Origin of the sequence: Phytohabitans aurantiacus (assembly GCF_027923225.1) — a bacterium.
Classification (GTDB): Bacteria; Actinomycetota; Actinomycetes; order Mycobacteriales; family Micromonosporaceae; genus Phytohabitans; species Phytohabitans aurantiacus.
On record NZ_BSDI01000045.1, the window covers coordinates 45,824 to 71,804 of the forward strand.

The 25,981-nt window shown below is 69.8% G+C and carries 24 protein-coding genes; 15 read left to right on the forward strand and 9 right to left on the reverse strand.

Annotation, left to right across the window (positions count from 1 at the left end; translation table 11 throughout):
• Window position 1: 1 nt before the first annotated feature.
• The gene (locus QMG73_RS33770) at window positions 2-2,731 is read right to left on the reverse strand and encodes an exo-rhamnogalacturonan lyase family protein (protein WP_281902564.1); all 2,730 of its coding nucleotides are present in this window, start codon (window positions 2,729-2,731) and stop codon (window positions 2-4) included.
• A gap of 101 nt (window positions 2,732-2,832) precedes the next feature.
• On the opposite strand from QMG73_RS33770, the gene QMG73_RS33775 reads away from it, so the two are divergent.
• Complete coding sequence (locus tag QMG73_RS33775; protein ID WP_281902566.1) at window positions 2,833-3,837, forward strand: LacI family DNA-binding transcriptional regulator; 1,005 nt, start codon at window positions 2,833-2,835, stop codon at window positions 3,835-3,837.
• On the opposite strand, the gene vanX is transcribed toward QMG73_RS33775, so the two are convergent.
• From vanX to QMG73_RS33790, 3 genes are read right to left on the reverse strand one after another with little or no spacing between them, the layout of a single operon-like run.
• Window positions 3,830-4,438 carry a D-Ala-D-Ala dipeptidase VanX gene (gene vanX / locus QMG73_RS33780; protein ID WP_281902569.1) on the reverse strand — a complete coding sequence of 203 codons (609 nt, stop codon included), beginning with the start codon at window positions 4,436-4,438 and terminating at the stop codon, window positions 3,830-3,832. The genes QMG73_RS33775 and vanX overlap by 8 nt on opposite strands.
• Complete coding sequence (vanA, locus tag QMG73_RS33785) at window positions 4,428-5,474, reverse strand: D-alanine--(R)-lactate ligase (protein WP_281902572.1); 1,047 nt, start codon at window positions 5,472-5,474, stop codon at window positions 4,428-4,430. Before vanA ends, vanX begins: the two co-directional genes overlap by 11 nt.
• Window positions 5,467-6,429 (reverse strand): D-isomer specific 2-hydroxyacid dehydrogenase family protein, encoded by a 963-nt coding sequence (locus QMG73_RS33790; protein WP_281902574.1) that lies wholly within the window; start codon window positions 6,427-6,429, stop codon window positions 5,467-5,469. Before QMG73_RS33790 ends, vanA begins: the two co-directional genes overlap by 8 nt.
• Window positions 6,430-6,509: 80 nt before the next feature.
• Here QMG73_RS33790 and QMG73_RS33795 point away from each other — a divergent pair, with 80 nt between their 5' ends.
• The 5 genes from QMG73_RS33795 (at window position 6,510) to QMG73_RS33815 (ending at window position 10,562) form a co-directional block, all read left to right on the forward strand.
• The gene (locus tag QMG73_RS33795; RefSeq protein ID WP_281902576.1) at window positions 6,510-7,340 is read left to right on the forward strand and encodes a helix-turn-helix domain-containing protein; all 831 of its coding nucleotides are present in this window, start codon (window positions 6,510-6,512) and stop codon (window positions 7,338-7,340) included.
• A gap of 52 nt (window positions 7,341-7,392) precedes the next feature.
• Window positions 7,393-7,536: a hypothetical protein gene (locus QMG73_RS33800; protein WP_281902578.1), complete on the forward strand. Its 144-nt coding sequence runs from the start codon at window positions 7,393-7,395 to the stop codon at window positions 7,534-7,536.
• A complete protein-coding gene (locus QMG73_RS33805) occupies window positions 7,533-8,453 on the forward strand; it encodes an NAD-dependent epimerase/dehydratase family protein (RefSeq protein ID WP_281902580.1) in 921 nt (306 codons plus the stop codon). The genes QMG73_RS33800 and QMG73_RS33805 overlap by 4 nt, the downstream gene beginning before the upstream one ends.
• Before the next feature lie 341 nt (window positions 8,454-8,794).
• On the forward strand, window positions 8,795-10,033 hold the full coding sequence (locus tag QMG73_RS33810; protein ID WP_281902581.1) for an HNH endonuclease signature motif containing protein: 1,239 nt from the start codon (window positions 8,795-8,797) through the stop codon (window positions 10,031-10,033).
• 376 nt (window positions 10,034-10,409) lie between these two features.
• Entirely contained in the window at window positions 10,410-10,562 is a 153-nt protein-coding gene (locus QMG73_RS33815; RefSeq protein WP_281902583.1) for a hypothetical protein, read from the forward strand.
• Between the two features lie 20 nt (window positions 10,563-10,582).
• Here QMG73_RS33815 and QMG73_RS33820 read toward each other — a convergent pair whose 3' ends face one another.
• Entirely contained in the window at window positions 10,583-11,458 is an 876-nt protein-coding gene (locus tag QMG73_RS33820; RefSeq protein WP_281902585.1) for an alpha/beta fold hydrolase, read from the reverse strand.
• A 157-nt stretch (window positions 11,459-11,615) separates the two neighbouring features.
• Here QMG73_RS33820 and QMG73_RS33825 point away from each other — a divergent pair, with 157 nt between their 5' ends.
• A complete protein-coding gene (locus QMG73_RS33825) occupies window positions 11,616-11,921 on the forward strand; it encodes a hypothetical protein (protein WP_281902586.1) in 306 nt (101 codons plus the stop codon).
• A gap of 9 nt (window positions 11,922-11,930) precedes the next feature.
• Here QMG73_RS33825 and QMG73_RS33830 read toward each other — a convergent pair whose 3' ends face one another.
• On the reverse strand, window positions 11,931-12,674 hold the full coding sequence (locus tag QMG73_RS33830) for an AraC family transcriptional regulator (RefSeq protein ID WP_281902589.1): 744 nt from the start codon (window positions 12,672-12,674) through the stop codon (window positions 11,931-11,933).
• Between the two features lie 54 nt (window positions 12,675-12,728).
• Here QMG73_RS33830 and QMG73_RS33835 point away from each other — a divergent pair, with 54 nt between their 5' ends.
• The 3 genes from QMG73_RS33835 (at window position 12,729) to QMG73_RS33845 (ending at window position 15,585) form a co-directional block, all read left to right on the forward strand.
• Window positions 12,729-13,868, forward strand: a complete 1,140-nt coding sequence (locus QMG73_RS33835) for an MFS transporter (RefSeq protein WP_281902591.1) — start codon at window positions 12,729-12,731, stop codon at window positions 13,866-13,868.
• 63 nt (window positions 13,869-13,931) lie between these two features.
• The gene (locus QMG73_RS33840) at window positions 13,932-14,297 is read left to right on the forward strand and encodes a GntR family transcriptional regulator (protein WP_281902592.1); all 366 of its coding nucleotides are present in this window, start codon (window positions 13,932-13,934) and stop codon (window positions 14,295-14,297) included.
• Window positions 14,298-14,535: 238 nt separating this feature from the next.
• Entirely contained in the window at window positions 14,536-15,585 is a 1,050-nt protein-coding gene (locus QMG73_RS33845) for an aldo/keto reductase (RefSeq protein ID WP_281902594.1), read from the forward strand.
• Between the two features lie 316 nt (window positions 15,586-15,901).
• Here the strand turns inward: QMG73_RS33845 and QMG73_RS33850 are convergent, their stop codons facing one another.
• The gene (locus QMG73_RS33850; RefSeq protein WP_281902595.1) at window positions 15,902-16,741 is read right to left on the reverse strand and encodes an ion transporter; all 840 of its coding nucleotides are present in this window, start codon (window positions 16,739-16,741) and stop codon (window positions 15,902-15,904) included.
• A 184-nt stretch (window positions 16,742-16,925) separates the two neighbouring features.
• Between QMG73_RS33850 and QMG73_RS33855 the strand changes: the two genes are divergently transcribed.
• From QMG73_RS33855 to QMG73_RS33870, 4 genes are read left to right on the forward strand one after another with little or no spacing between them, the layout of a single operon-like run.
• Window positions 16,926-17,894: an SEC-C domain-containing protein gene (locus tag QMG73_RS33855; RefSeq protein ID WP_281902596.1), complete on the forward strand. Its 969-nt coding sequence runs from the start codon at window positions 16,926-16,928 to the stop codon at window positions 17,892-17,894.
• Window positions 17,895-17,920: 26 nt separating this feature from the next.
• Entirely contained in the window at window positions 17,921-18,760 is an 840-nt protein-coding gene (locus QMG73_RS33860) for a fumarylacetoacetate hydrolase family protein (protein ID WP_281902598.1), read from the forward strand.
• A gap of 11 nt (window positions 18,761-18,771) precedes the next feature.
• Window positions 18,772-20,136 (forward strand): aldehyde dehydrogenase family protein, encoded by a 1,365-nt coding sequence (locus QMG73_RS33865; protein ID WP_281902600.1) that lies wholly within the window; start codon window positions 18,772-18,774, stop codon window positions 20,134-20,136.
• A gap of 36 nt (window positions 20,137-20,172) precedes the next feature.
• On the forward strand, window positions 20,173-20,994 hold the full coding sequence (locus tag QMG73_RS33870) for a DUF3592 domain-containing protein (protein WP_281902602.1): 822 nt from the start codon (window positions 20,173-20,175) through the stop codon (window positions 20,992-20,994).
• 73 nt (window positions 20,995-21,067) lie between these two features.
• Here QMG73_RS33870 and QMG73_RS33875 read toward each other — a convergent pair whose 3' ends face one another.
• A complete protein-coding gene (locus QMG73_RS33875; RefSeq protein ID WP_281902604.1) occupies window positions 21,068-21,985 on the reverse strand; it encodes a hypothetical protein in 918 nt (305 codons plus the stop codon).
• 107 nt (window positions 21,986-22,092) lie between these two features.
• On the opposite strand from QMG73_RS33875, the gene QMG73_RS33880 reads away from it, so the two are divergent.
• Window positions 22,093-22,758 carry a 4a-hydroxytetrahydrobiopterin dehydratase gene (locus tag QMG73_RS33880; protein WP_281902605.1) on the forward strand — a complete coding sequence of 222 codons (666 nt, stop codon included), beginning with the start codon at window positions 22,093-22,095 and terminating at the stop codon, window positions 22,756-22,758.
• A gap of 92 nt (window positions 22,759-22,850) precedes the next feature.
• Here the strand turns inward: QMG73_RS33880 and QMG73_RS33885 are convergent, their stop codons facing one another.
• Window positions 22,851-25,889 (reverse strand): glycoside hydrolase family 9 protein, encoded by a 3,039-nt coding sequence (locus tag QMG73_RS33885; protein ID WP_281902607.1) that lies wholly within the window; start codon window positions 25,887-25,889, stop codon window positions 22,851-22,853.
• Window positions 25,890-25,981 lie beyond the last annotated feature (92 nt).

Genomic DNA, 25,981 nt, shown 5'->3' on the forward strand with positions numbered 1-25,981 from the left:
GTCAGGACAGGTGGTCGCCGACGAGGGCCAGCGTCTGGATCGCCGCCAGGCCGTACTGCGCCGTGGCGTTCGTGCTGACCCAGGTGAGCTCCTCCACCGGGTTGAGCGCGTGCGGCGGCTCGATGCGCCAGGTGTTCCAGTCCATTGTGTCGGGATAGCCGGCCGCGCCGGTCTTGAACTCGGCCCAGGCACGCTGGGCCAGCCGCTCGTCGTCCAGTTGAGCGGCGGCGTAGGCGGTGAGCCGGCTGTGTGCCTGGCGAAGGTCGAGGCTGCCCAGTGACCGCCCGAGCTCGGCCTGCTGCTCCGCGCCCGTGGCGTTGTAGAGGCGGCAGTACTGCAGCCATGCCTGCTTGAACGCCGGCATGTCGACGAGCTGGATGAGCTCGCTGCAGATCTCGGCCTTGCCGAAGACGGCCCACAGGTGCGAGATGCCGACGGTCGGCGCGGCCGCGTGGTACTCCCCCGTGTCGAGGTCGTAGAGGGCGCCCGACGTGAAGTGGCCGTACGGCAGGGCCCCGATGCTGCGCATGCTGTTGAGCAGCTTGGTCTTCGCGATCGGGTCGCCGCCGCGCTCCCATTCGGTCAGCCACGCCGAGGCCATCGCACCCCAGTCGTTGCCCAGGCCCAACGAGAGCGCGTGCGGGTCCGGCTCGTACGGCCCGGTGCGCACCTTGCGGGACGGGTCGATGGTCAGGAACGTCCTGTCGGTGTAGACCTGGTTGTGCAGCAGGTCGCCGGTCCGCTCGTCGGCCGTCAGGAAGTAGAAGAACCGGCGGTACGCGGCCGTGCTGATCCGCGCCTGTTTCGCGCTGTCTCCCCAGTGCTGCACGCCGTGCCGGGTGCCGAGGTCCTTGAACCTGCCGAGGTGGTATACGTCGACCTCACCGGTGTGCCGGGTCATCGCCTCGGCCATCCGGTAGACGTCGGCGCGACCGGTGCGCAGGAAGCTGTACCAGAGCCACAGGTCGGGCGAGAGCTCGGAGTTGTCCCACGCGTAGCCGCCGACGTCGTACCGCCACTGGTGGCGGAAGAAGTCGTAGCCGTGCATGACGTCGCCGTAGTTCCAGAATCCGTACCAGCGATGCTGGTCGATCTGCTTCTGGTAGAAGCCGAGCAGCAGGTCGAGCCGGTCCTCGATGACGGTTCGCGCGGGCGTGGAGCGGTCGACCGGGCTCCAGTCGCCGAACACGCCCGCGGCGTGCAGATGCGCTGGGGGCGCCATCAGCAGCGGTGGCGTCCGCGCCACCTTCGCCAGCTCGGCGAGGTGCTCGGTCGACGGGGTCGCGTCGAGCGCCCAGATGGCCAGCTCGGTGGTGCGGGCGATCCCGACCGGCGTATCCCACCCGGGCTCGTAGTCCTCGTACGTGATCTCCAGACCTTCGAGCTGCTCCGCGTACGTGTCCTGGCCCATGCCGTCGTGATAGAACCGCAGATCCATGGGGCGAGCCTCGGGCGACCACAGCCAGATGGTGGCTTCGGCCTCGTCGGAGTCGGCGTGTCGAATGTCCAATTGGGACGGATGGCGCTCCCAGAAGTCACGCATCCCAAAGGCGAGACCCCCGGTGATCCCGCCGACGTATCCGAATCCGTCGGCCCGGCCGCCCGCGCCGACGTCGATCCAGCCATGGCCGGCCTTGGTGCGCTTGCGAATGTGGAACCCGTCGGCGGACAGCTGACTGAGCGAATAGTCACCCCAGCTCGGGATCAGGTGGAGGCGGCTGCTCACCCGGGTGTCCCAGGTGGCTACCGGCGGCGTCGGCTGACCGGCCACCTGCGCCGTCTTGACGGCGTCGCCGGGGTTTCGGCGCAACCCGCTGATGCCCTTGACGGCGTCGGCGAGCATCCCGCCGCCCTCCCCCGCCAGCCGGACATGCCGGTCGTACAGCTCGTCGCGCATCGGCACGTGGAATCGCACGCCGAGCCCGCAGATGAAGTCACGCTCGGGCTTGCCATCGAATACGAAGGTGTGCACGAGCCGGACGCTCTCGGCGCCCGCGTAGAAGTAGAGCCTCACGGTGAACGGGAGCCAGGCCCGGCCGTTCTTGCCGCGGTGCTTACCGTCCACACGCACCACGGCGCGCACCGGACCGGACTGCTCGACCGTGACGCTGTCGATGTCGCCGGTGAAGCGCTTCCGGCGCACCGACGACTCCTCGCCCTCCGGGATGGAGTCCTGCGCCAGGCAGATCAGCTGGCCCCTGCGGACGATCTCGCGACCGTCGGCGCGGGTGATGGACTGGATCAGCGAGCCACCCCTGGTGCCGACGCGGCACCGGATCACTCCCGTGTCGACCTCGACGAAGGCTTTGCCGCTGCGGACGCTGACGGTGTTTTTGACGGTCGCCGTGGGCGCTCCGGTGGCGAGCACATACGTCTCGGCGCTCGGCAAGCCACCGCCCACGGCGTGTGCGCTCCACTTCAGTGAGCCATCCGGCCAGTACCCGATCGGCCATGTCTGTATCGGAATGGCCTCGCCGCCCTCGGTGCGCAAGGTGAACGCCTGATCGGGCGGCAGCTTGCCGGCCGGCCACGGCACCCCCCACGTCACGCCGAGCGTCTCTGCGTGCGCGCCGCCGCCCAGCCAATGGACGTTCACGCTCTCCTGCGCCGCGGCCGTCTCGACGGCCGTGGCGGGCCTCGCCTTGCCGGCCGCCGGCTGGGCGGCCACGGCGGCGCCGGTGACCGTGCCGAGGGTTCCTGCGATGAAGGCGCGTCGCGACAGATTGCTCATCTTCGCTCTCCTTGATCCGCAAGTGAACGGTCACTTTGATCTTGCATCGGTCACTGGGATCGAAGTTAGTGAACGGTCACTTCGCATGTCAAGATGTTCGGATGCGATCGCGACCGCGACCGACCATCCGGGAAGTGGCTCGGCTGGCCGGCGTCTCACATCAGACGGTCTCCCGCTACCTCAAGACCGACGACACGATCAGCAAGGCCCTGCAGCAGCGCATCGCCACGGCCATCGCCCAGCTGGACTACCGGCCGAACCTCGTCGCCAGGGCGATGCGCAGCCGCAAGACCGGCCGGCTCGCGTTCCTGCTACCCCCGGGCACAGCCATCAGCTCACTGGAGATGCTGACCGGCGCCAAGACCGAAGCCCACAGCGCGGGTTACGTCGTCGAGGTCGTCACGCTGGACGGGTCGCCCGACACCCGTACCGACCGGGTGCTCGAGCTGGCCGATTCCGGGCTCTTCGAAGGGCTCGTGTCGCTCACCGCACTGCCCGACGTGTCCAGCCGCCGCGACCCGCAGGGCCCACCCATCATCGTCGCGCCGCACTACGACGAGCACATGCGCAGCGTCGGCGAACTCGCCGACGCCCCGGCCGTCGAGGAGTTCATCACCCGCCTGGCCGATCAGGGCCACCGCAGGTTCGTGCATCTCGCCGGCGACTACGTGCACATGTCGGCGCGGCGGCGCCGCGAGGTCTACATCGAAACGATCGAGCGTCTCGGGCTCGATTCCTACGGGGTGATCGACTGCGACTGGCTCGCCCAGCGCGCCCGGCAGGCGATCCTCGACCTGCCCGAGGGCAGCGGAGTCACCGCGGTGATCGCCGCCAACGACGTGCTCGCCGTCGGCGCGATCAGCGGCGCGTACCTGCGCGGATGGCTGGTACCCGGCGACCTGAGCGTGACCGGCTGGGACGACAACCCCGTGGCGGCGGCGATGACACCGGCCGTCACGACGGTAAGCGTCGACTACCAGAGCCTCGGGCGCCGGGCCGTGTCACGACTGCTGGCGACGCTGCGCGGCGAAGAAGCCCCGGAGAGCCGCGAGCCCGTCTCCGCCGCCATCTGGCGCGAGTCGACCGGACCCGCCCCCACTACCTGATGGGAAAGTCGAAATACGTGTCCGGGTAGGGCTCGTCGCTCAGTGTGTAATGCCACCACTCGCAGTCGTACGCGTTGAAGCCGCACGCCTCCATGATGGAACGCAGGCACTGACGGTTTCCCGCTTCGACGTGCGTGATTCCCGTCGCTCCGTGATGCGAGATCGGATCCATCAGGTCGTAGTCGCCGCCCATGGGAACGAGCTCGCCCGTGCCCAAATGAAAGAGCGTCAGGTCGACGGTGCCGCCCCGGCTGTGACCCGACCTGGCGGCGACGTACCCCTTGTCGAACATCTCGGCCCTGTCGATATTCGGGTAGTGCCTCGGCTTCGTCCGGCCGTCTTCCGGCTGTTTCGACCAGCGCAGAAAGCAGTCGACGGCGCGCTGCGGGCGATACCCGTCCCAGAGCAGCAGGCCGAAGCCACGGCTGGCGGCCTTTTCCCGAACCTCTTCCAGGGCCGCGCATAGGGCCCTCGTGCCGACGATCCGATTCGCCAGGTATCCGTCGACCGGCCGGCCGGTGAAGTTGTCCCAGGTGGCGTACTTGGCGTCCCACCGTATTCCGGGTACCTGCTCGTCGACGAAGACGAAGTCATTTCTCATCGTCGGTCGCCTTCAGCGCCAACGACACCAGCCGGTCGATCACCTCGGCGAGCGGCAGCCCCGCGGCCGCCATCATCCGGGGATAGCGGCTGTACGAGGTCATGCCGGGCAGGGTGTTGACCTCGTTGAGGACCACCTTTCCGTCCGCCTTGAGAAACAGGTCCACCCGCGCCAGTCCCCTGCATCCCAGGGCGCGATATACGGCCTTCGCTGTCTCCTGGACGAGCGAACGTGACTCCGGGGAGATGTCGGCGGGCACGATCGCCGTCGAGTTCTCGGAGCCGGTTTCGGGCGCTGCCTCCTGATGGATCCTGAAGAAGCCGTGAGACAGCGCGATCCGATCCACCTCGCCCGCGATCAGGTCCGGATCGTTTCCCAGGATCGCGCATCCGACCTCGCTGCCGGCGACGGCCTCTTCGATCAGCACCTTCGAGTCGTACCGTCGCGCGGCGCGCACCGCATCCGGCAGGTCTTCCCTTCGAGACACCATGGTGACGCCGAAGGACGAACCCGAGCGGGCCGGCTTCACGAAGACGGGATAGGTAAGCCGGTCGGGATCGACACTCCCGCCCGCCATGACGGTCCAGAAATTCGGTGTGGCGATACCGGCGTTTCTGGCGACGAGGTAGGCCAGTGACTTGTCCATGCACAGCGTCGAGCTTTGGATGTCGCAGCCGGCGTACGGAATGCCGGAAAGCTCGAGCAGGCCCTGTATCGCGCCGTCTTCGCCGAGCTTGCCGTGCAGGACGGGCAGCACCAGGTCCAGACCGATCGCCTCGTACTGCCCCTTCTCCAGAACGAGCAGCCCGGGGGCGCTCCGGTCCGGTGACAGCACGGCTGTGCGACAGTCGCCGTTCTCCCAGCCCACGTCGGGACCGTCACACAGTTTCCAGGCACCACTCGTCGTGATCCCGACGTAGAACGGCTCATACTTCCCGGTATCGAGGTGCTTGGCGACCTCTCGCGCCGACTTGACGGACACGGGATGCTCCTCGGAACAGCCCCCGAACAGAACCGCGATCTTCAACCTACCCACGCTGACCCCCGTTGACGAACCTCAGGCAACTGACGACGGAATTCTCGACGGTGTCACGCAGCGCGTGATCCGTGTAATAGGCGGTGTGCGGGCTGATGACGACGTTCGGCAGTTGCTGCAGCCGCAGCAGCGGTTTGCAGTCAACGGGGTTGGTCCGGCGGTCGGCGTAGAATATGCCTTCCTCACCTTCGATGACGTCCAACGCCGCCCCTCCCAGCCTGCCGCTTTCCAGCGCCGAGATGAGCGCCTCGGTGTCCACAAGCGACCCACGCCCGGTGTTGACGACGAACGCTCCACGTTTCATCCGACCGATACGCTGACGATCCAGCAGATGGTGTGTTTCCGCGTTGAGTGGCGTATGCAGCGTGACAATGTCACTGCGCCGCAGCAACTCGTCGAGAGAAACGTCATCGTCATTGGCGTTTTTACCGTGGGCCAGTACGCGGCAGCCAAAGCCGCGCAGCCTGTCCATCACCGCCGAGCCGATGCGCCCCGTGCCGACCACCCCAACGGTCAGGTCGCGCAGTTCTCTTCCGCGTACGTCGTTCAACCGGAAGTCATGAGCGTCGGCCCGACTAATGATCGACTTCGCGTCTCGCACCACCATCAGCATCAACATCAACGTGTAGTCGGCGACGCCGTCGGGCGAGTAGGTGATGTTTTCGACGCGGATACCCACGCTCTCCGCGTACTCCACGTTGATGTGGTCGTAGCCGATGCTTCGCGTCGAGATGTACCTCACGCCGGCCTGGCTCAGCGCGAGAAGCGTGGAATCCGTGACCCGGGTCTTGTGACCGACGCTGACACACCGATTCCCGAACGCCAGGTCGACGTTCGCTTCGGAAACCGGGGCGCGGGTGATCGTCGGGATGACGCCGAAACGAGGTGCGACCTCCCGGAACAAGTCGGCCTCGTCCTGGGCGCACCCGTAAATCGTCATCACCATTCTGGTCATGCGCACAGTCAAGGCGGCGCCGTGTTGCCAGCACGTATGTGGTTTTCGATACGCGGACGATATGCGCGAGGATGGCGGGTGTGGAGTCCTACATCGAGCGTCCGCCCCTGCCGGCACTGGTCGGCGTGGTGCGGACGGTCTGGATCCAGCGCACCGGTGGCGTGGCGTACGTGCAACGACACCTGCCCACGGGCGGGGTCGAGATGCACTTTCCGATCGGTGGCGCTCCGCAGCTCGTCGGTCCGCTGACCGGTCCGGAGATCGAGGTCATTCCGCCGCACACCACGGTGGTGGGTGTCCGGTTCCAACCAGGGACCGCGCCGCCGCTTCCGACCGGGCTCGACGACCTGGTGGACCAGCGCCTGAGCCTCGCGGAGCTATGGGGCGGCTCGGTGGACCGCCTCGTGGAGGCGATGGCCGGAGCCGGCACGGCTGAGCGGGCGCTCAAGGCGCTGCAGGCCCACCTCCTGCTGGAGTTCCGGAGCGTGGGCGTGGATCCGCTGGTACGCGAGGCCGCCAAGGCACTCATGCCATGGCACCCGGTCAACATCGACGCTGTGGCCGCCCACCTGGCACTCTCCGCCAGCCAGTTGCGCCGCCGCTGCCTGCACGCCGTGGGGCTGAGTCCGAAGGTCCTCCAGCGGACCTTGCGGTTCCAGGGCTTCCTCGCGCTGGCTCAGGCCGGCGCCACCGCCTCCGGCCGGCGCGGTGCGGACGGCATGGCGGGGCTCGCGGTCGACGTGGGGTACGCCGACCAGGCACACCTGAGCCGGGAATGCCTTCGCCTGACCGGTCTCACCCCGCGCCGGCTGCTCGGCGGCGACCTCGACCGGTGCGCCTGCGGCCACGAGCACTCCGCCTCCTACCGGCCCTTCCTCGCCTCCCGCGGCCGGCCACCACTGCGCGCCTGAGCCCGCGCGATTCGTTCAAGACCGGTCGCCGCGCCGCCCATAGCTTCGAGGCATGAAGGTACTCAGCGCCCACGCCGTATCGGTCGACGGCTACATCGGTGGCCGCACTCCCGACGGCGTCGAGGAGTTCGGACGCGGATCCGGTGACGCCATCGCCGCGGCCCGCGAAGCGGCCGGCGACAAGGTGGTCCGATGATCCTCGTCACCGGAGGGCTGGGCATGATCGGCGCGCACACCGCCCGCGCGCTCGTCGACCTCGGCCACGATGTCGTCGTCACCTCCCACCGCAGGGCGGAGGTCCCGTCGTTTCTCGCCGGCATGGTCAGCGTGGAGAACCTCGACGTCACCGACCGGGACGCCTTCCTCGCCCTCGCCGATCGCTACGACATCAGCGACATCGTCCACCTCGCCGGCACCATCCCCGGCGAGAACCCGGTCGACTTCTTCCGCGCGGACACGACCGGTCTGCTCAACGCGCTGGACGCCGCGCGCAGCTGGGGTGTACGCAGGTTCGCCGTCGCCAGCAGCATCGGTGTCTACATTGGCCGGAGCGAGATCCCCTGGCACGAGGAGCTCGCACTGCCCACCGCGGACCTGCCGCACCTGATCGTCGCCTTCAAGAAGGCCGTCGAGCCGCTCACCACCCACAGCCTCCAGGGCACCGGCGTCCAGCCGGTGATACTTCGGATCGGAAGCACCTGGGGACCGCTGATGGACCCGGAATCACCGTTCAACCCCATCCCGCCGTACATCAGCGCGATGCTCCGCGGCGATGGGCCGAAGCCGTTCTACGCCGACGACGGTGGCGACAGCTGCTACGCACCCGACGCCGGACGCGCGATCGCCCTGCTGACCACCGCGGAAACCCTGCGGCACGACACCTACAACGTCTCCAGCGGCCGGCCGTTCAGCAACCGTGACCTCGCGGAGGCCCTTCGGGCGATCACCCCCGACGCGCGGCTCGCCATCCTCCCTGGACGCCAGAACGGTCCCGGCGACGACCCCTACCTCGACATCAGCCGCCTCACCCACGACACCGGCTTCGCGCCGGCCTTCGACGTCGCCGCGGCGGTCGCCCACTACGTCGCCTGGCGCGCCGACAACCCGCGCTAAGAGCCTGGTAAATAACCCGCTGGCCGGCTACGGCGGGCCCAGACGACGACCGGCGGCGTTGCCGTTCCGTCCGGATACAACACCGGTATCCGAACAAAACGGCGCCTTGCCGGATCGCCGCCTGGACTCCGCCTCGCTCGGCCGGGGGTTATTTACCAGGCTCTAAACCCCGTGCATTCACCCTCGATCGATGCGGATCTCCTTGATCGACGGCCGGGGCACATCACCGCGGAACAGCCCCAGCCCGACCAAGCAGGCCAACTTTTTCGGCGACCGGCGTGTCGGCCGGCGTGTCGCCTGGCGGGGCAACGATCACCGCACAAACGTACGAGAATCAATGTGTGCGGGAAACGTTGGAGCAGCTCAGGGAGATCGCCGGCCACTGCGCCGGCACCCCAGTGTGGTCGCTGCCCGACACCGACCTCATCGACGCGGTCCACACAGTGCACGACGCCGAACAGATGCTCGCCGCGATCAAACTCCACCTGATCCGCGAGATCGACGGCCGCAACCTACCCATCACGCAGCAGGCCGCCAGCACCGCCGTCTGGCTCCGCGAACGCCTCCATGTCAGCATCCACACCGCCCGCCGCACCGTCGACCTGGCCCAGGCGTTGGATAGGCGGCCGGTGCTGGACACGGCACTGTCAAGCGGCACTATCAACGTCGAACAAGCCCACATCGTCGCCAAGACCATTCACGACCTGGCCGACGAGAATCCGGCGGATGTGGTGGACCTCGCCGAGAAAACGTTGATCGCGGACTTCGCAGACTGGGAGCCGGCCACCTTCCGCAAGGCCGCGGAGCGAATCCTGGCACATGTGGCACCGGAAGCGGCCGACGAAGCCGACCGACGCGCGGCCGAACGAGACGAGAAACGCGCCCAACGGACACGGGCGTTCACCCTGACCAACAACGGCGACGGCCGCTACCGAGTCACCGGCTGGCTCGACGCCGAAGCCGCCGCCATCGTCAACGCCGCCCTCGACCCACTATGCAAACCCGACCTCGAACGCACACCGGCCCAACGCCGCGCCGACGCACTCGTCGAGGTATGCCGGCTAGCGCTACACACCGAGCAGCTACCGGACAACGGCGGAGACCGGCCACAGGTCGCGGTCACCGTGCCGTACGACGTGGTGCGTAAAGAACTGGGCGTCGGGCAGCTCGACACCGGCGAACGACTCACCGCGGAGCAGGTGCGACGGCTGGCCTGCGACGCCCACATCCTGCCCATCGTGCTCGGTGGGCAGGGACAGATCCTCGACGTCGGACAGCAACGACGGCTGTTCACCGGACCACTGCGACGGGCGCTGGTTGTGCGGGATGGTGGATGTGCCTTCCCCGGCTGCGACCGACCACCACAGTGGTGCGACGGCCACCACATTCGGCACTGGACAGACGGCGGCGACACCGCGCTGAACAACGGCGTGTTGTTGTGTGGATACCATCACCGGCTCATCCACCGCGGAGAGTGGGAAGTGCGGATGGCCGACGATGGTCGACCCGAGTTCATTCCACCACCCTATGTGGACAGCGAGCGGCGACCCCGCCGCAACATCTACCACCGGCGGACGTGACGTCAACACCCACCCTTTGCGGCCACGCCGGTTGGCCAAACGCGTCCGGCAGATACGGCAGCGCCACCACGGCGTGCCGCCGCGCAAAGTCACCACAGGCTAGGCGATCCGCGGAGCGCGGTCGAGCAGCCATGTATGGGTGCCGCTGAAGGCTCCGGCTTGCGTGGCCGCGGTGCCCTCGCCGCGCCAGGACCTGGCGAGGGCCGAGTGTGGCTACCGCTCTACCGTCGTCAAACGCCCGGGTGTGCGCTCCAGAGGGCATCGGTCGACGTGTGGGTGCGGGCATGAGGCTGCGCGACGCCTCTGGGCGGCTGGTAGCAAGGGTGCGCATGCTGGCCGCCGCCGGACTGGCGCTGGAGGTACTGCGCAGCGACCGATGAGGCCGCCGCCCCTAGGCGACACGAGATTCCTGTGCGACGAAGTCATCACGGCGCTGCGGCAGGATGGCGACGGCGTCGAGGGCATCTTTGAGCACGCCACCCCGCGCCAGCTCGGGCTGGTCGTCGACGCGGACGGGCTGGCCAGGTAGGCCGACCGCGACAGAAACCCTTAGAGGCCGTGTACTCGACCGAGGAAGTCGCGCATCAGGGCGACCACCTCGTCGAGATGCGTCTCCAGCAGCCAGTGCCCGCCGTCGAGCAGATGCAGTTCGGCGTCGGGCAGGTCGCGCAGGTAGGCATGAGCGGCGCCCGCGGGCATGTACCCGTCGTGCGGACCCCAGACGATCAGCGTGGGCGGCCGATGCTCCCGCAGGTACTTCTGCTGGCGCGGAAACCAGTCGACCGTGGAGCGCTGGTCGGCGAGGAGGTGGACGAGGTTGTCCGGTCCGGGTGGCCGGCCCACCTGCGCCCAGGACAGCGTCCACAGGTCCGGGCTGATGCGCTCGACGATCGCGGCCGGCACCTCACCGACGAACTCGTCCCGGAACCCCTCCTCCGACACGTGCTCGGCGATCGACGCCAGCGCTCGTGGGCTCGGGTCGGCCCACATCCGCTTGAGCGGCTCGTACTTCGGGCCATGCTGGTCCTCGTAGATGTCGCCGTTCTGGATGACCAGCGCGGCGACCCGGTCCGGCGCGCTCATCGCGAGCCGCAGCCCGAACTGCGAGCCGTAGTCCTGAAGGTAGATGGCGTACCGGCTCAGGCCGAGCACGACCGTGAACCGCTCCAGAAACTCGGCGTACGCGTCGAACGTGTATGCGAACCGCCGCCGGTCGGCTCGCGTGTAGCCGAAACCCGGCAGGTCCGGTGCGACCAGGCGCCAGCGGTCACCGAGCCTGGGCATGAGGTTGCGAAACTGGAACGACGACGACGGATAGCCGTGGGGCAGCAACACCACCGGCGCGTCCGCAGGGCCAGCCTCCCGATAGAAGGTCGAGATTCCATCGACGTCCACGGTGCGATGCGCGACTGGAGACTCGATCATAAGAACACCTGTCTCCGCCACGCCAGCCGATAAACCACACCAACGCCGCCCGACCAGGGGTGTTCGCGCGAACGGTGTTGCCGACCGGCTGCCTGGGTAAAAGCGGGTAATGGCCTCCTACTCGGTGAACAAGGCAGCGGTGGCCCACGCTCGGCAGTTGATCGAATCGCACCAGTACGTGCTGGACAGCGACTGGGGCGAGGCGCAGCCGGACGCCAAGGCGCAGAACGACTACTTGGCCAAGCACTCGTGGGACGAGTTCGCGCGCTGGCATCTGGGGCTGACCGATGGCGCCACGGACGACACGAAGGGGCGGTACGCCTTCGTCTACGGCGACCTGCGGCGCCTGCACCGCACCGGCCTGATCGCCTGCGTGTACCGCGCCTCCGAGTGGCGGCACAAGGACGTCGAGTTGGCCGCGCACGACCTGCTACAGCACCTGGACCAGATCAGCAGCCGCTGACCGAGGCGCTCAGCGGCGGCGGTGGGCGCCGGGCGTCTCGCCGAAGGCTCGGCGGTAGGCGTCGATGAAGGCGCTGGCCGAGGACCAGCCGCAGCGGTGGGCGACCGTGGTGACGGGTTCGTTGTCGGCCAGCAGACGCAGCGCGTGGTAGAGGCGCAGCTGCGTACGCCACTGGGGAAACGTCATCCCGAGGTCGGCTCGGAACAGCCGGCTGAGCGTGCGTTCTCCGGCGCCCACCCGGCGGCCGAGCTCGGCGAGGGTGCCGCTGTCGGCGGGGTTCTGCCGCAGCAGGTCGCACACCGCCCGCACCCGGGGATCGGCCGGCGAGGGAAGCTGCAGGGGTTGTTGCGGAGAGGCGCGCAGCTGGTCGAGCAGGACCGCGCGCAGGCGGCGGCGTTCGGGACCGTCGTCGTCCGGGTCGCGGGTGCAGGCGAGGATCAGTTCGCGCAGCAGCGGGCTGACGCTCAGCACCACGGGAGTGTCGATGCCGAGCGGGTTGGCCGAGGTCGGCAGGCCGAGCAGGTGCAGCTCCAGGGTGCCGTGGGCGCGGTGGGCGTGCACGCAGCCGGCCGGTACCCAGATCGCGCGGGTGCCGGGCGCGACCCATGTGCCCGCGTCGGTCGTGACAGCCAGGACGCCAGAACCCGCGTAGACGATCTGGTGGTCGTCGTGGTGGTGAGCCGTGATCAGCTCGCCGTGCGCCATGCGCTGGACCCGGGTGGGTGCCTGAAGCGCGTGGCGGATTTCCGGCATGAATTGGCATGTTATCGGAAGCACGCCAGACCGGGCTCCGAACATGATCGGGAGATGCCGTCTCGTTCCCGCGCCATCCCGTTGCTGGCCGTCGGCCACGCGTGCGTCGACGTCTACCAGGGTTCGGTGGCCGCTCTCGTGCCGTTCCTGGTCGCGCAACGCGGCTACAGCTACGCCGCCGCCGCGGGCATCGTGCTGGCCGCGTCGCTGCTCTCCTCGGTGGTGCAGCCGCTGTTCGGCGCGTTGACCGACCGGTGGCCGATGCCGTGGCTCCTGCCGGTGAGCGCCGTCGTAGCGGGGGCCGGCGTGGGTCTGGCCGGAGTCAGCGACGCCTACGGTCTGACCCTGGCCGCGGTCGCGGTATCCGGGATCGGCGTCGCCGCGTACCACCCGGAAGCCGCGCGAGTCGCCCGCGTCGCCGCCGGTCGCAGCCACCGGGCGATGAGCTGGTTCTCGCTGGGCGGCAACCTCGGCTTCGCCGCCGCCCCGTTGCTGGTCGGCGCCGTCGTCGCCACCGGCGGCCTGCGCGCCTCACCGCTGCTGGCGGTCCCGGCTCTGGCCGGAGCCGCGCTGTGCTTCGCGGCGCTGCGCGCGGCAAGAACCGCCGCCGCGACGGCTCCAGGAGGCACGACGGTCGAGGGGCGCGACGACAGCCGGTCGTTCCTGCTGCTGGCCGGCGCCGTGGTCTGCCGGTCGATCGTCTTCGCTGGCCTGAGCACCTTCGTGTCGCTGTTCGCGATCCACCGCGTCGGCGGCGGCGTGGCCACCGGCACGGCCGCGCTGTTCGTCCTCTACATCGGAGGCGCCATCGGCACCGTCGCCGGCGGCAGTCTGGCCACCCGATTCGGCCGCCTCCCGGTGATGCGCTGGTCGTACCTGTCGACCGCGATCGCCGTCGCCGGCATCGTCCTGGTACCCGGCCCTGCGCTGTTCGCCTTCGTGGCACTGGTCTCGGCCGGCCTGTACGTGCCGTTCTCCCTGCACATCACGCTGGGCCAGGACTACCTGCCGCGGCACGTGGGCACGGCCAGCGGCGTGACGCTGGGCCTCACCGTGAGCATCGGTGGGCTGGCCAGCCCGGCACTCGGCGCCCTGGCCGACACCACGTCCCTGCGGGCGGCCCTGATCCCGCTGGCCGCGTTGCCAGCGCTCGGCTGGCTCCTGCTGCGCCCGTTGACCGAGCCGCGGGATTGATACGATAGTTGCGACATTCGGAGGCGGCGCCATGCATCAAGCGGATCACGCGGAGGCCGAGCGGTGATCGTCATTGACGCGGCCTCACCGACACCGCCGTACGAGCAGCTCCGGGTCCAGCTCGCCAGCCAGATCCACGACCGCTCGCTCGCCGTCGGCACGAGACTGCCCACGATCCGCCGGCTCGCGGCCGACCTCGGCCTCGCCGTGAACACCGTCGGCCGGGCATACCGCGAGCTCGAAGAAGCCGGCCTCATCGAGACCCGCGGACGCTCCGGATCCTTCGTCTCAGCCGCCGGCCAACACGCCCGCGAGCAGGCCCACCGCGCCGCCCGCGACTACGCGGCGGTCATCACCAGCCTCGGCATCGACCCGGCCGAGGCCATCCGCATCGTCGAGGCCGCCCTCGGCCACGCCTCGACACCATGAGATTTTGAGCTACCGCGATGTCCGTCGTGCGCGAGACCGCTGCTCCCGCGGCCTCGTCCTCCGCGGTCCCAAGCCCCGTCCACATCGGACGCCGCGCCGGATTGGTTGTGAGTCGCGAAGGGTGAGGCCGCGGGAGCGACGGTCTCGCACGCGACGGACATCGCGGTAGCTCGAATCCAGGTCTGTCACTGTCTTTGATCGTGGCGACGGTCGAGGCGGCAGCGACTACGGTGGGGCTGTGGAATACAGGGCGTTGGGCCAGTCGGGCCTTCAGGTTTCGGTGCTGTCGATGGGCACGATGTCGTTCGGCGGCAAGGGCGTCTTCGCCAACGTCGGCACCACCGGCGTCGACGAGGCGCGGCGGCAGGTCGACCGCTGCGTCGAGGCCGGCATCAACCTCATCGACACCGCCGACGTGTACTCGGACGGCGCGTCCGAGGAGATCGTCGGCGAGGTGCTGCGCGGCCGCCGCGACGACCTGCTGCTCGCCACCAAGGTGCGCTTCTCGATGGGCCCCGGCCCCAACGACGCGGGCCTGTCCAGGCACCATATCGTCGCCGGCTGCGAGGCGAGCCTGCGGCGGCTCCAGACCGACCACATCGACCTGTACCAGTTGCACGAGTGGGACGGTCTGACCCCGCTGGAAGAGACGTTCGAGGCGCTGGACCTGCTGGTGCGGGCGGGCAAGGTGCGCTATGTCGGGCTGTCCAACTTCGCCGGCTGGCAGCTGATGAAGGCCATCGGCACGGCACAGCTCGGCGGCCTGCCCCGGCCGGTCAGCCAGCAGATCTACTACTCTTTGCAGGCGCGCGACGCGGAGTATGAGCTGATCCCGGCGGCGGTCGACCAGGGCCTCGGCGTGCTGGTGTGGAGCCCGCTCGCGGGTGGCCTGCTCTCGGGCAAGTACCGCCGCGACCAGGAGGCGCCCGCCGGCAGCCGCCAGCTCACCGACTGGGACGAGCCGCCCGTGTACGACCAGGAGAAGCTCTACGACACCGTCGAGGTCCTGGTGCAGGTCGGCGAGGCGCACGGCGTATCGGCCGCGCAGGTCGCTCTGGCCTGGCTGCTCGGCCGTCCCGCCGTGAGCACGGTGGTGGTCGGTGCCCGCACCAGCGAGCAGCTGGCCGACAACCTCGCGGCCGCCGACCTCGTGCTCACCGACGACGACCGGCGGCGCCTCGACAAGGTCAGCGCGCAGCCCCTGCTGTACCCGTACTGGCACCAGGCCAAGACCGCCAGCGACCGCCTCTCCCCCGCCGACCTCACCTTGCTCGGCCCCCACCTATAACCCACCCCGCCCCGCCACCCAGGCGCCGCGCCCCACCGCGCTGCGGCGCCGGTCCGGCGCCGCGCCGGGCCGGCCTGGAGGCCGGACGCATGCGGAAAAGAGATCCAACCGCGTGCGTTCGCCCTTGATCGGCGCACAAGGCGTGGCGACACGCCGTCGCGGGCGGGCGGCGGCGTCGGGGGAAGAGGACGGGCGCGGCTGTGCGCGAACGACGGCAGATCCCTGACCTGGAACATCCGTTGAGAGCCCCGCGGGCGCGGAGGGTGAGGCCGCGGGAGCAGCGGTCTTGCGCACGGCGGACGTCGCGGTAGCCCGGTTAGTGCTTTTCTTCGCGGTCGATGCGTAGCTCGCGTTCGAGTTTGGTGACGAGGGCGCGGAGGTCGTCGAGGTGCTGGCTGATCATGATGCGGTCGATCTCGTCGGGGATGCCGTCGTGGTCTTCGTCGGCGGCGATCCGCTCGGTCATCTCCAGGCGGCGGGCCTCCTCCATGGAGTTGACGATGACGGCGATCAGGATGTTCAGCAGGAGGTTCGCGGTGATCAGCACGTAGCTGACGTAGTACACGAGGGTCCAGGGCGAGACCTGCAAGCCCTGGTCGATCAGGTCGGGCAGCGTCTCCAGGGACAGCAGGACGAACAGCGTCAGCACCGCGCGCCCGATCGTGCCGTACTCGTCCGGGTACCGCTCGCCGAAGATGAGCCACCCCGCCATCCCGTACACGTACAGCGTCACCATGGCGAGGGCGAGGAAGCCGCCCACGCCGGGCAGGCTGCGCAGGAGCGCCGCCACGATCGTACGCAGGCCGGGTGAGAAGCGTACGAGTCGCACCACGCGCGCGATCCGGATGATGCGCAGCACGGGTGACTCGCCGTGCAGGCCGGGGATGAAGGCGGCGGCGATCACCACGAAGTCGAAGACGTTCCAGCCGTGCTTGAAGAAGTCCTGGGGGCGGCGGCCGTGCGCCATGATGCGGATGGCGATCTCGGCGACGAACACGCCACGGAATGTCCACTCCAGACCGTGCAGCAGGGGGCGGGCGGAGCCGAGGTGCTCGTACGTCTCGATGCCCAGCACGATCGCGTTCGCGACGATGGCGAAGACGATGGCCACCTCGAAGATCCGCGACTCGGTAATCCTTCGGCATCGATCGACCATCGCGCCAGCGTACGGCAGCCCACTTCGTCACCAATCCGATTGCGTCAGCCGGTCTCGCCGCGCCTGGCCCGCACCTCCGCGGCCCGGCATCGGCGGCTGCCGGTAAGTTCGCGACGTGGACGGTTCTTCGCCGGTTGGCACCGGTCGTAGCGCGTATGAGATCTTCTGTGCCGCACCAGGACGTATGCGGTCCGCCGTGGAGTGTGAGCAGTGGGCGGCCCAGCATCCCGGCGACCCGGACGAGCCGCGCGCGTTGCTGGACGCGGGTTGGCTCATCGCCCGCGGCAGCGGCGGTGGTGGCGGCGAGCGGGCGCTGGAGTTGTTCCGCCGGGCGGTGGGCTTCGGTGGTGAGACCGGCCGGGACGCTCAGGTCGGCATCGTCGAGCAGCTGTACGAGCTGGGGCGTGCGCAGGAAGCCGACGAGGCCCAGCGGTCGCTGCGGGCGGAACTCGACGACCAACCCGGCGGCGTCGGCGACCTTCGGGTCTTCAATGACATGGCGGAGATGCTGATCGATGCCGAGCACGACGATCTGGCCCTCGAATGGTGCCAGGCAGGCCTCGATCGGGCGGACGAAGCCGGCGATGACCCCCAGGTCGAGCCCTACCGACGTGAGCTGCTCATCACCCAGCGCATCCTGCTGGAAGGTCCGGACGCGGATCTCGACGATGACGCGATCGACAATGAGTCACTCGCGCAGGCTATGAAGCTGATAGACCAAGCGCTGAACCGCCTGCCGCCGGGCCGAGCGCTCGATGTGCCCCGCGACGGGTCGGCATTCAACGGGATCGTCCTGCGCTGGGCGCGAGAGGACTTCACCGCGGCCCGATCTCGCTACCCCAGGTCGACTGAACACTACGGCGACGACTACGACGCTTACACCACGCTGATCCAGCGGGAGGCCCGCAGCTACCGCGATGCCGGCGCGGCCCAGGTGCACCTGGTCACCGGAAGCCTCGACGGCTACGAGGCGTATGCCCTACGGGAGGGCCTCGACCCGGCCGCCCAGGCTACCCGCCAAGGCTACGGCCGGTGGTGCGTCGCGACACGCCCTGATCGGGTGCGGTCGTGGCCACCCGATCGCAACGGCGCCTGCTGGTGTGATTCTGGGCGTAAGTACAAGAAATGCTGCGGTACGCCAGCGAAGAACTGACATTGGCGGGACGTAGCCTGGTGGACGTGCTGATCCACGTCGAGCACCCCGTGCACGGCCGCCGCTGGGTGGTCCGCCGCGACGGCCAGTTGCTCGCCCTCGACCAGACCCTCGCCGGACTGCTGGCGCTGCCGCTCGCTGAGGCGCGCGCCGTCTACGAGGCGGCCGCCGCGCCCGCCGACGCCGCAGGCACGGTGCTCGCGCCCGTCGACGAGCAGGAGGTGTGGGCCGCGGGCGTGACGTACCAGCGCAGCCGGGAGGGGCGGCGCGAAGAGTCCGAGCCGGCCGGACACGGCAAGCTGTACGACCACGTGTACGCCGCCGACCGCCCGGAGCTGTTCTTCAAGAGCACCGCCGCGCGGGTCGTCGCCGACGGCGAGCCGGTCGGCATCCGCGCCGACTCCGGCTGGGACGTGCCCGAGGCCGAGCTGGGCCTCGTGGTCAACGCCGCGGGCGAGATCTTCGGCTACACCGTCGGCAACGACATGAGCAGCCGCTCGATCGAGGGCGAGAACCCGCTGTACCTTCCGCAGGCCAAGATCTACAGCCGCGCCTGCGCGCTGGGGCCGGCGATCGTGCCCGCGTGGCAGGTCGAGGGCCCGTTCGACGTGGCGGTGCGGGTCGAGCGCGACGGCACCGACGCGTACTCCGGCACCACCTCGACCGGCCAGCTCGCCCGCCGGCCCGAGGAGTTGGTCGACTGGCTGACCCGATCGCTCGACTTCCCCACCGGCGCCGTGCTGCTCACCGGCACCGGCGTCGTCCCCGACCGCGACTTCACGCTGCGCGCGGGCGACGTCGTGGTCATCGACATCGCCGGCGTGGGAACGCTGCGCAACCCCGTGACCGTGGTCGGCCGTTCTTGAGGAGTAGTGCCGTGTCGCAGATCGTAAGTACCTCCCCGCAAGCGCCCAGCGACGTGGTCGTACAGGCGCCCGACAGCGACGCCGCCGAGGTCGCCGCGGCGGTCGAGCGCACCCGCGCCGCCGGCGCCAGCTGGGCACGCCGGCCCGCGACCGAGCGCGCCGCCGCGCTGAGCGCGTGCGCCGAGGCCCTGGCGGGCGCCGCGGACGAGGTGGCCGGGCTCGTCGTGCGCGAGGTCGGCAAACCGGTGGCCGAGGCCCGCGGCGAGGTCGCCCGTGGCGTCGCGATCATGCGGTACTTCGCACAGGCGGCCCTGCTTCCCGAAGGCGACGTCTTCCCCGCCAGCGACAGCGTCTCACTCCTGCACACCCGCCGCCGCCCGCACGGCGTCGCCGGCCTCATCACGCCGTGGAACTTTCCCGTGGCGATTCCACTGTGGAAGGCCGCGCCCGCCCTGGCGTTCGGCAACGGCGTGGTCCTCAAGCCGGCCGAGCAGTCACCGGCGGTGGCGTTGCGGCTGGCGGAACTGTTCGGAGACGCGCTGCCCCTGACGGTGGTGACCGGCGGCGGTGCGGCGGGTGCGGCGCTGGTCGAGTCGGCCGACGTGGTCTCGTTCACCGGCTCCACCGCTGTGGGCAGGCGGGTACGGGAGACGGCCGCCGCGCGGGGCATCCCCGTACAGTGCGAGATGGGCGGCCAGAACCCCTCCGTCGTACTGGCCGACGCCGACCTCGACGCGGCGGCGCGCACGATCGCGGGCGCCGCCATGGGGTACGCCGGGCAGAAGTGCACCGCCACCAGCCGCGTCATCGTGGTCGGTGACGCTGACGACTTCGCCCAACGGCTCGCCGCCGCCGTCGAGGCGCTTTCGGTCGGCGACCCGGCGGATCCCGGTACCGTCGCCGGACCCGTCATCGACGAGGGCGCCCGCGACGCGGTGGTCGACGCCGCGCGGCGCGCCGCCGGGCGTGGGGCGAAGGTGCTGACCGGCGGGGCGGCGCTCGACCGCGACGGCTTCTTCGTCGCCCCGACGGTGGTGACCGCCGTTCCCGACGGCGACACCCTGCTCACCGACGAGATCTTCGGTCCGATCTGCGCCGTCGTGCCGGCCGCCTCGCCAGAGGCCGCGATCGAGGCCGCCAATGGGGTGCGGCAGGGGCTGGTGGCGGCCCTGTTCACCCGCGACCTGACGGCGGCGCTGACGCTGGCGCCGCGCTTCGAGACCGGCATGGTGAAGGTGAACGCGCCGACGGCCGGCGTCGACTTCCACGCCCCGTTCGGCGGCGACAAGGACTCCAGCTACGGCCCCCGCGAGCAAGGCCCAGCGGCAAGAGACTTCTACACCACCACCGTGACAATCACCCTGACCCCCGCGTAGCCCCCGCACGGCGAGGCGGTTCGCTACAGTCCTGCCGTGCCGACCGTGTACCGCGCCACCAGCAGCGACCCCGTGCCGCCGAAGACCGAGCAGCGCCTCGGCAACGCGCTGCTCTCCGGCAACGAGATCGTCATCACCCACCGGAGGCGGGTCGACCGCATCCCGTTGACGGCGATCGAGCGCCTGGAGGTGGATGGAAAGCGCGTGCGCGTCTTTCTGGTCAAGGACATGGACCGGACGCTGGTGGCACCCAACAAGACCGCCGCGCACGCCTTCGCCGAGGCGGTCGCCGGCGCGCTGACACCGGTCAAGGCGCGGAAGCGGGCCGGCGTGGTCAAGTCGGAGCGGCGGGCGTCGGTGTGGACGCGCAAGCGGCGGCGCATCGTCATCACACTGTCTGTGCTGGCGTACCTGATCGCCGGAGCGGCGCTTCTGGTCGGCGGCGCCGACGCCGCCGGGGAGGACGGCGCGTGGGTGTTGATGGGGCTCATCATGACGCCGATCGGCACGACCGTCACGGTGGCGACCTGGTTCCGGCATTGGAAGCTGGTACTGGCCAGGCGGCGCCGCGGGATCGCCGTGACCGGCGAGGTGACCGGCTCGTCCTACCAGGGCCGGCTGGTGTTCGACAGCTACCGCTTCACCACCGCCGACGGCAAGACCGTCACCGGGTCCACACCCGGCGTCCGGTCGACCGGCGGCCGCGTCGAGGTCGTCTACGACCCACAGGACCCGGACAGCCACGCCGTCAAGGTCGACGCCTGGGGCACGTTCATCCCGTACCTCATATCGGTCGTCTTCCCACTGATGGCGGTCTCGCTGCCGGCGGCGATCGTCTACGTGTTCGTCATCGCGTAGCCGGTCCCACCGCGAGTCAGGCGGCGTCGGCTGACTTCGCGGCGGGTACCAGCGCGATCTCCACGCGGCCAGGCTATCCAGTGATCGTCACGAGCTCGAACTGACCTTCGGCGGCGAGCATCCTGCCGGTGTCGAAGTCCGGATACCAGGTGACCAGCGCGTACGGTCCCGGCCGCAACGACGTCCGGATGATGGTGGCACGGCCGGGGCTCAGCGCCGGCAGGCCGACCGGGCCGCCGATGATGGGCACGGGGACGTCCCAGTCTTCGCGGTCGGCGGCAGCGAAGAACTCCCTCATCTGCTCGTGGGTGGTGCCGGGCAGCACCGGCATGAAGACGGCCTCGGTCAGTTGCGGCATCGAGTTGACCATCAGCAGCGGCTGTCCAACGCGCAGCTGGGTCGGCATCCGGTACGCCGCTCGGCCGGCCGTGAGGGTGAACACGGCGGTGGCGGACGCGACCGGCGGCGTGGCGCCGTACTGCTTGGTGACGGTGAGCGTGCGCAGCCGTTCGGCGGCCCGCGGCACGCCGCCCTCCCGCAGGTCCTGGTAGTTGACCAGGTGATAGGTGCCGGGCAGGAGCAGCGAGGTGAACGACACACGCTCTCCCGGCAGTACCGCCGCGCCGCCGAGGATGTCGACCCGCTGCTGGATGCCCCGACCGCCCTCGATCGACTCGGACCTGGTGTCGGACAGTCCCATCAGGGCGTAGCGCAGCGCGTCGTCGAGCGCTGTCCCGGCGCGCAGCCGCCACAGCGCGAACAGCCCGCCCTGCGGGTGGGTGCTGCGCACGTCGAAGGTGACGAAACCGGCGCGGTGGCTGCTCGGCATGGTGAAGCCGGCCGAGGTGCCGACGACGTCGACGACGTCGCTGGACGGCGTCGTCTGGCCGGTGGCCCGGTCCTGCACGAAGGCTGGCTGGGCCGCCGCCATTCCGGCGCCCGCCGCGACGACGGCCGTGACGGTACGCATCAGTTGGCGTCTGTTGAGCACGATGAAATCCCCCATGCATGACACTCAGTTATTTAGTTCGGACGAACGAAATATATGAGGGCGGTGGCGCACGTGTCAAGCGCCAGCGATCGCGGAAGCATGGGCTCATGGGCAAGTTGACTGGGAAGCAGATCGCCGACGCGGGGCTTGACGGGTGGGCCTACCTGATCGGTGGCCTACAGACGCGCATCAGTACACCGGACTTCGCCACCGGTGTGGCGCTGCTGAACGCGATCGCCGAGGCGGCCGAGCGGGAGGACCACCACCCCGACCTCGACCTGCGCTACACGCACCTCGACGCCCGGCTCAGCAGCCACGACGCCAACGGGGTCACCGAGCGGGACGTGCGGCTGGCCCGTACCATCTCGGCGCTCGCCGCGGACGCCGGCCTGCGCACGGAGTCCGCGTCCGTCTCCCGCCTCGAACTGGCTCTCGACGCGCCCGCGTTCGAGACGATCCGGCCGTTCTGGCGGGCGGTGCTGGCGTTCGCCGACAGCCCGGTGCCCGAGCTGGAGGACGAGCTGAACGACCCGCACGGCGCGCTGCCGACGATGTGGTTCCAGCGGTCGGGCAGCGAGGAGCCGCGCCAGCGCTGGCACCCGGACGTGTGGGTCGAGCCCGCGCAGGTACGGCCGCGCATCGTCGCCGCGCTCGCCGCGGGCGGCACGCTCGTCAGCGACGAGCACGCGCCCAGCTTCTGGATCCTCGCCGACGCCGACGGAAACAAGGTCTGCCTGTGTACCTGGCAGGAGCGCGACCGCCCCGAGCAGTGAGCGCCCGGCAGGTCGGAGCCGCACCGCCCACACCAGACAATGCGGCGCGGCTCCGACGGGTGGCCGGTCTACGACCTACCGGACACCTTGATTTAGCCGATCGCGCAGGCGGCGCCGTTCAGCGTCACCAGGAGCGGAGCCGGGTTCGCGCCGCCCGTGGTGGTGGCGTTGAACCCGAACATCGCCTGCCCGCCCGGGTCGATCCGGGCGTTGTAGCTCTCGTTGCGTGCGGTCAGCGTCGCGCCGGACTGGGTGGCCTTCCCCATCCACGCCTCGCGCAGCCTCTGGTCGCCGGTGAACGCGAACCGCACGGTCCAGCCGTTGATCGGCGTACCGCCGGTGTTGGTGACGTTTACCTGCCCGGTGAAGCCGCCACCGCCGGCCCAGGTGCCGTAGTTGGTGTACTTCGCGGTGCAGCGGCCGGGCGCCGGTGCCTGCCCGTCACCCTGGTCGGCGAGGAACGAGGCGATCCAGGCCAGAGCGGAGTTCCAGTTGATGGCCAGCTCGTTGGTCGCGTACGAGTCGATGTGGTCGACGTAGCAGAACATCGGCTTGCAGCCGCTCAGCAGTTGCTTGGCGTACGGGTCGTCGAGGCCCGCGTTGGCGCCGCCTGCGATGGTGCCCGCGGGCGGGTTCGGCAGGCTCTCGTCGAGCTGGTGGCCGAAGATGCGGCTGTGCTGGTTCTGGCTGCTCTTCTCGCCCCAACCGGTCACATAGGACTGGTTGAGCGCGTTGCGGCCGAAGATGTAGTCCATGCTCTGCACGGCGCCGTCCTTGTAGGCCGCGTCGCCGGTCAGGTCGAACGCCGTGGCCAGTACGACCGCGTTGTTGATGAGGTTGCTGTTGGCGCCCCAGAAGTAGTGGCCGGCGTCGCCCTTCATCGGCAGCCCGTACGCCTCGGCGCGCACCGTCGCCAGGTACCGGTCGGCGGCCGCGGTCACCGATGCGCGCAGCCGCTGCCGCTCGGTCGAGGTGATGCCGCTGGGCACGGTCGCCAGGTCGAGGCGGGCGAGCGCCGCGGTGCTGCCCCAGCCGAAGCCGGACGAGGTGAACACGTCGGCGGTGTGGTGCGGTGAGGCGGTCACCTCCTGCCAGTACGCCTCGTCACCGGTGGTCAGGTAGAGCTCGGCGGCCGCCCAGTAGAACTCGTCGGTGGCGTCGGTGTCGCCGTACGTGCCGCCGCCGGTGCTGTCGTTCGGGTCCTGGTACCGGGCCGGGTTCGCCTTGGCGGCGGCGTACGCGGTCTTGGCTGCGGCCAGCGAACGCGCGGCGAAGGCGGCGTCGTACGGGGCGAACAGGCGGGCGCCCTGCGCTGCCACGGCGGCCAGGTTGAGCGTGGCCTGGGTGGTCGGCGCGTGCAGTTCGCGCTGCTGCGGGTCGTCTTCGGGCTGCATGGGCAGCCCGGTCCAGTTCTGGTCGTGGATCTTGTGGTGTGCCATGCCGGCGAGCGGCTTGCCGGCCGGGATCTGCATGCGCAGCAGGAACTCCAGCTCCCAGCGCGCCTCGTCGAGGATGTCCGGTACGCCGTTGCCGCGCTCGGGCACCCGCAGCGTGCTGTCGCCCAGGCCCGCGCCGTGCTTCGCGGTGACCGCGGTCTTGGTGCGCTCGAACGAGTTGAGCAGCTGGTAGGTGGCGATGCCGCCGTTGACGACGTACTTGCCGTGATCGCCCGCGTCGTACCAGCCGCCACGCACGTCGAGCCGGTGGTCGCAGACGCCGGCCTGGCAGGGCACGTCGGTGTCACCCTTGTTGGGCGCCACGCCGAGGTGGCCGGCCGGGCGGGCGTACTGCTCACCCACCAGGTTGCCGTCGATGGCGATGCCGCTGCGCTGCACGTAGAACACCTGCAGCGCGTCGGAGCGCAGCTGGCCGTACAGGTCACCGGAGATGTCGAAGGCGTGGCTGGTCTCGCCGTCGGCGGTGAGCGTGTATCCCGCGCCAGCCGTGCCGAACGCGGTGAAGTCCACTGTGTGTACATTCTGGCCGGACGCGGGGTCGACGCCGCGCGGCGTGGTCTGCCCGTCGGCGACGACCGCGCCAGCCGCGTTCTTCAGCTGCCACGGCAGCGCCGCCGTCGCGGCGGTCACCACGGTCGCGTTCTTGGGACCCTTGGGCAGGTAGCCGACCTGGTTGACCCGCACGCGCGGCCCGGTGTCGGGCACGTACGGCGGCTCCTCCTCGCCGCCGCGCAGCGACACGTCGTCCAGGCACAGCCGGTACGCCGTCGCGTTGCCGCCGACCTGGAGCACGACCTGGCCGTTCTCGCTGCCGACCGGCGAGGTGAACGTGTACGTGTACACCGTGCTCGTCGCCGTGATGGCGACCGTCTCGGACAGCGCCGCCGTCCACGGCTCCTCGCCGAGCTGCACCGCGGCCCGCACGGTGGACGGCGGGTCGGCGCTGGCCCGGAACGAGAACGAGTACTCCGCGCCCTGCACGAGCGCCACGCCGTTCTGGCCGATGCCGGCGTCCCACGGGTTCGCGAGCCCGCCCGGCACGTCCGCGCACAGTTGCCCGTTCTCGACGCCGGCCGTCGTCGTGCCGTACGTGAACCAGCCGCTGGTGCCCTCTTCGAAGCCGCCGTTCTCGACCTGCTCGGGGTCGCCGGGCTGCCCGGCGTCGTCGCTGGTCAGCGAGACGTCGTCGAGGCAGAAGGTGAACGCCGAGGCGCCACCGCCGAGCTGGAACGTGAACACGCCGTTGGTGGAGTCGAGGCTGCCGGTGAAGTCGTAGGTGAACGTCTGCGGCGTGGCGGTCAGCGCGATGTCGCGGGACAGCACGGTCGTGAACGGCGCCTCGTTGAGCTGCACGTTCGCCTTGACGGTCACGGCGGTGGTGGCCGAGGCGGTGAAGGTCAACGAGTACGGGGCGCCGTCGACCAGCGGGATGTCGCCGTGGCCGATGCTGGCGTCCCACGGGTTCGTGGTGCCGGCGGGCACCTGGGAGCACAGCTTGCCGTCGACGGCCGAGATCGGCGCGTTTTCCGTGGCCCACCACGGTGCCGTCGAGCTGTCGAAGGTGCCGTTGTCGATGTGCTCGACCTCTTCGGCGTACGCGCTGACGGTCCCCAGACCGACGCCCGCGAGCGCGAGCACGGTGACCACCGCGATGCTGATCTTCGTCCGGTTCACCGGCCGCCCTCCAGGACATCGAAGGATGAGAGTGGAAGCGCTCCCATCCTCGTAGCGGCTTTCACAGAAGTCAATGCCAACCACCGTGTCAC

What these genes read in the sequence shown, in the direction of transcription:
- QMG73_RS33855 (WP_281902596.1), top strand. Translation starts at nt 16,926, where the DNA reads ATGCGGTCCGCCGTGGAGTGTGAGCAGTGGGCGGCCCAGCATCCCGGC.
- QMG73_RS33815 (WP_281902583.1), top strand. Translation starts at nt 10,410, where the DNA reads ATGAGGCCGCCGCCCCTAGGCGACACGAGATTCCTGTGCGACGAAGTC.
- vanX (WP_281902569.1), bottom strand. Translation starts at nt 4,438, where the DNA reads ATGAGAAATGACTTCGTCTTCGTCGACGAGCAGGTACCCGGAATACGG.
- QMG73_RS33830 (WP_281902589.1), bottom strand. Translation starts at nt 12,674, where the DNA reads ATGCCGGAAATCCGCCACGCGCTTCAGGCACCCACCCGGGTCCAGCGC.
- QMG73_RS33775 (WP_281902566.1), top strand. Translation starts at nt 2,833, where the DNA reads ATGCGATCGCGACCGCGACCGACCATCCGGGAAGTGGCTCGGCTGGCC.
- QMG73_RS33790 (WP_281902574.1), bottom strand. Translation starts at nt 6,429, where the DNA reads ATGACCAGAATGGTGATGACGATTTACGGGTGCGCCCAGGACGAGGCC.
- QMG73_RS33820 (WP_281902585.1), bottom strand. Translation starts at nt 11,458, where the DNA reads ATGATCGAGTCTCCAGTCGCGCATCGCACCGTGGACGTCGATGGAATC.
- QMG73_RS33770 (WP_281902564.1), bottom strand. Translation starts at nt 2,731, where the DNA reads ATGAGCAATCTGTCGCGACGCGCCTTCATCGCAGGAACCCTCGGCACG.
- QMG73_RS33805 (WP_281902580.1), top strand. Translation starts at nt 7,533, where the DNA reads ATGATCCTCGTCACCGGAGGGCTGGGCATGATCGGCGCGCACACCGCC.
- QMG73_RS33880 (WP_281902605.1), top strand. Translation starts at nt 22,093, where the DNA reads ATGGGCAAGTTGACTGGGAAGCAGATCGCCGACGCGGGGCTTGACGGG.
- QMG73_RS33800 (WP_281902578.1), top strand. Translation starts at nt 7,393, where the DNA reads ATGAAGGTACTCAGCGCCCACGCCGTATCGGTCGACGGCTACATCGGT.
- QMG73_RS33835 (WP_281902591.1), top strand. Translation starts at nt 12,729, where the DNA reads ATGCCGTCTCGTTCCCGCGCCATCCCGTTGCTGGCCGTCGGCCACGCG.
- QMG73_RS33850 (WP_281902595.1), bottom strand. Translation starts at nt 16,741, where the DNA reads ATGGTCGATCGATGCCGAAGGATTACCGAGTCGCGGATCTTCGAGGTG.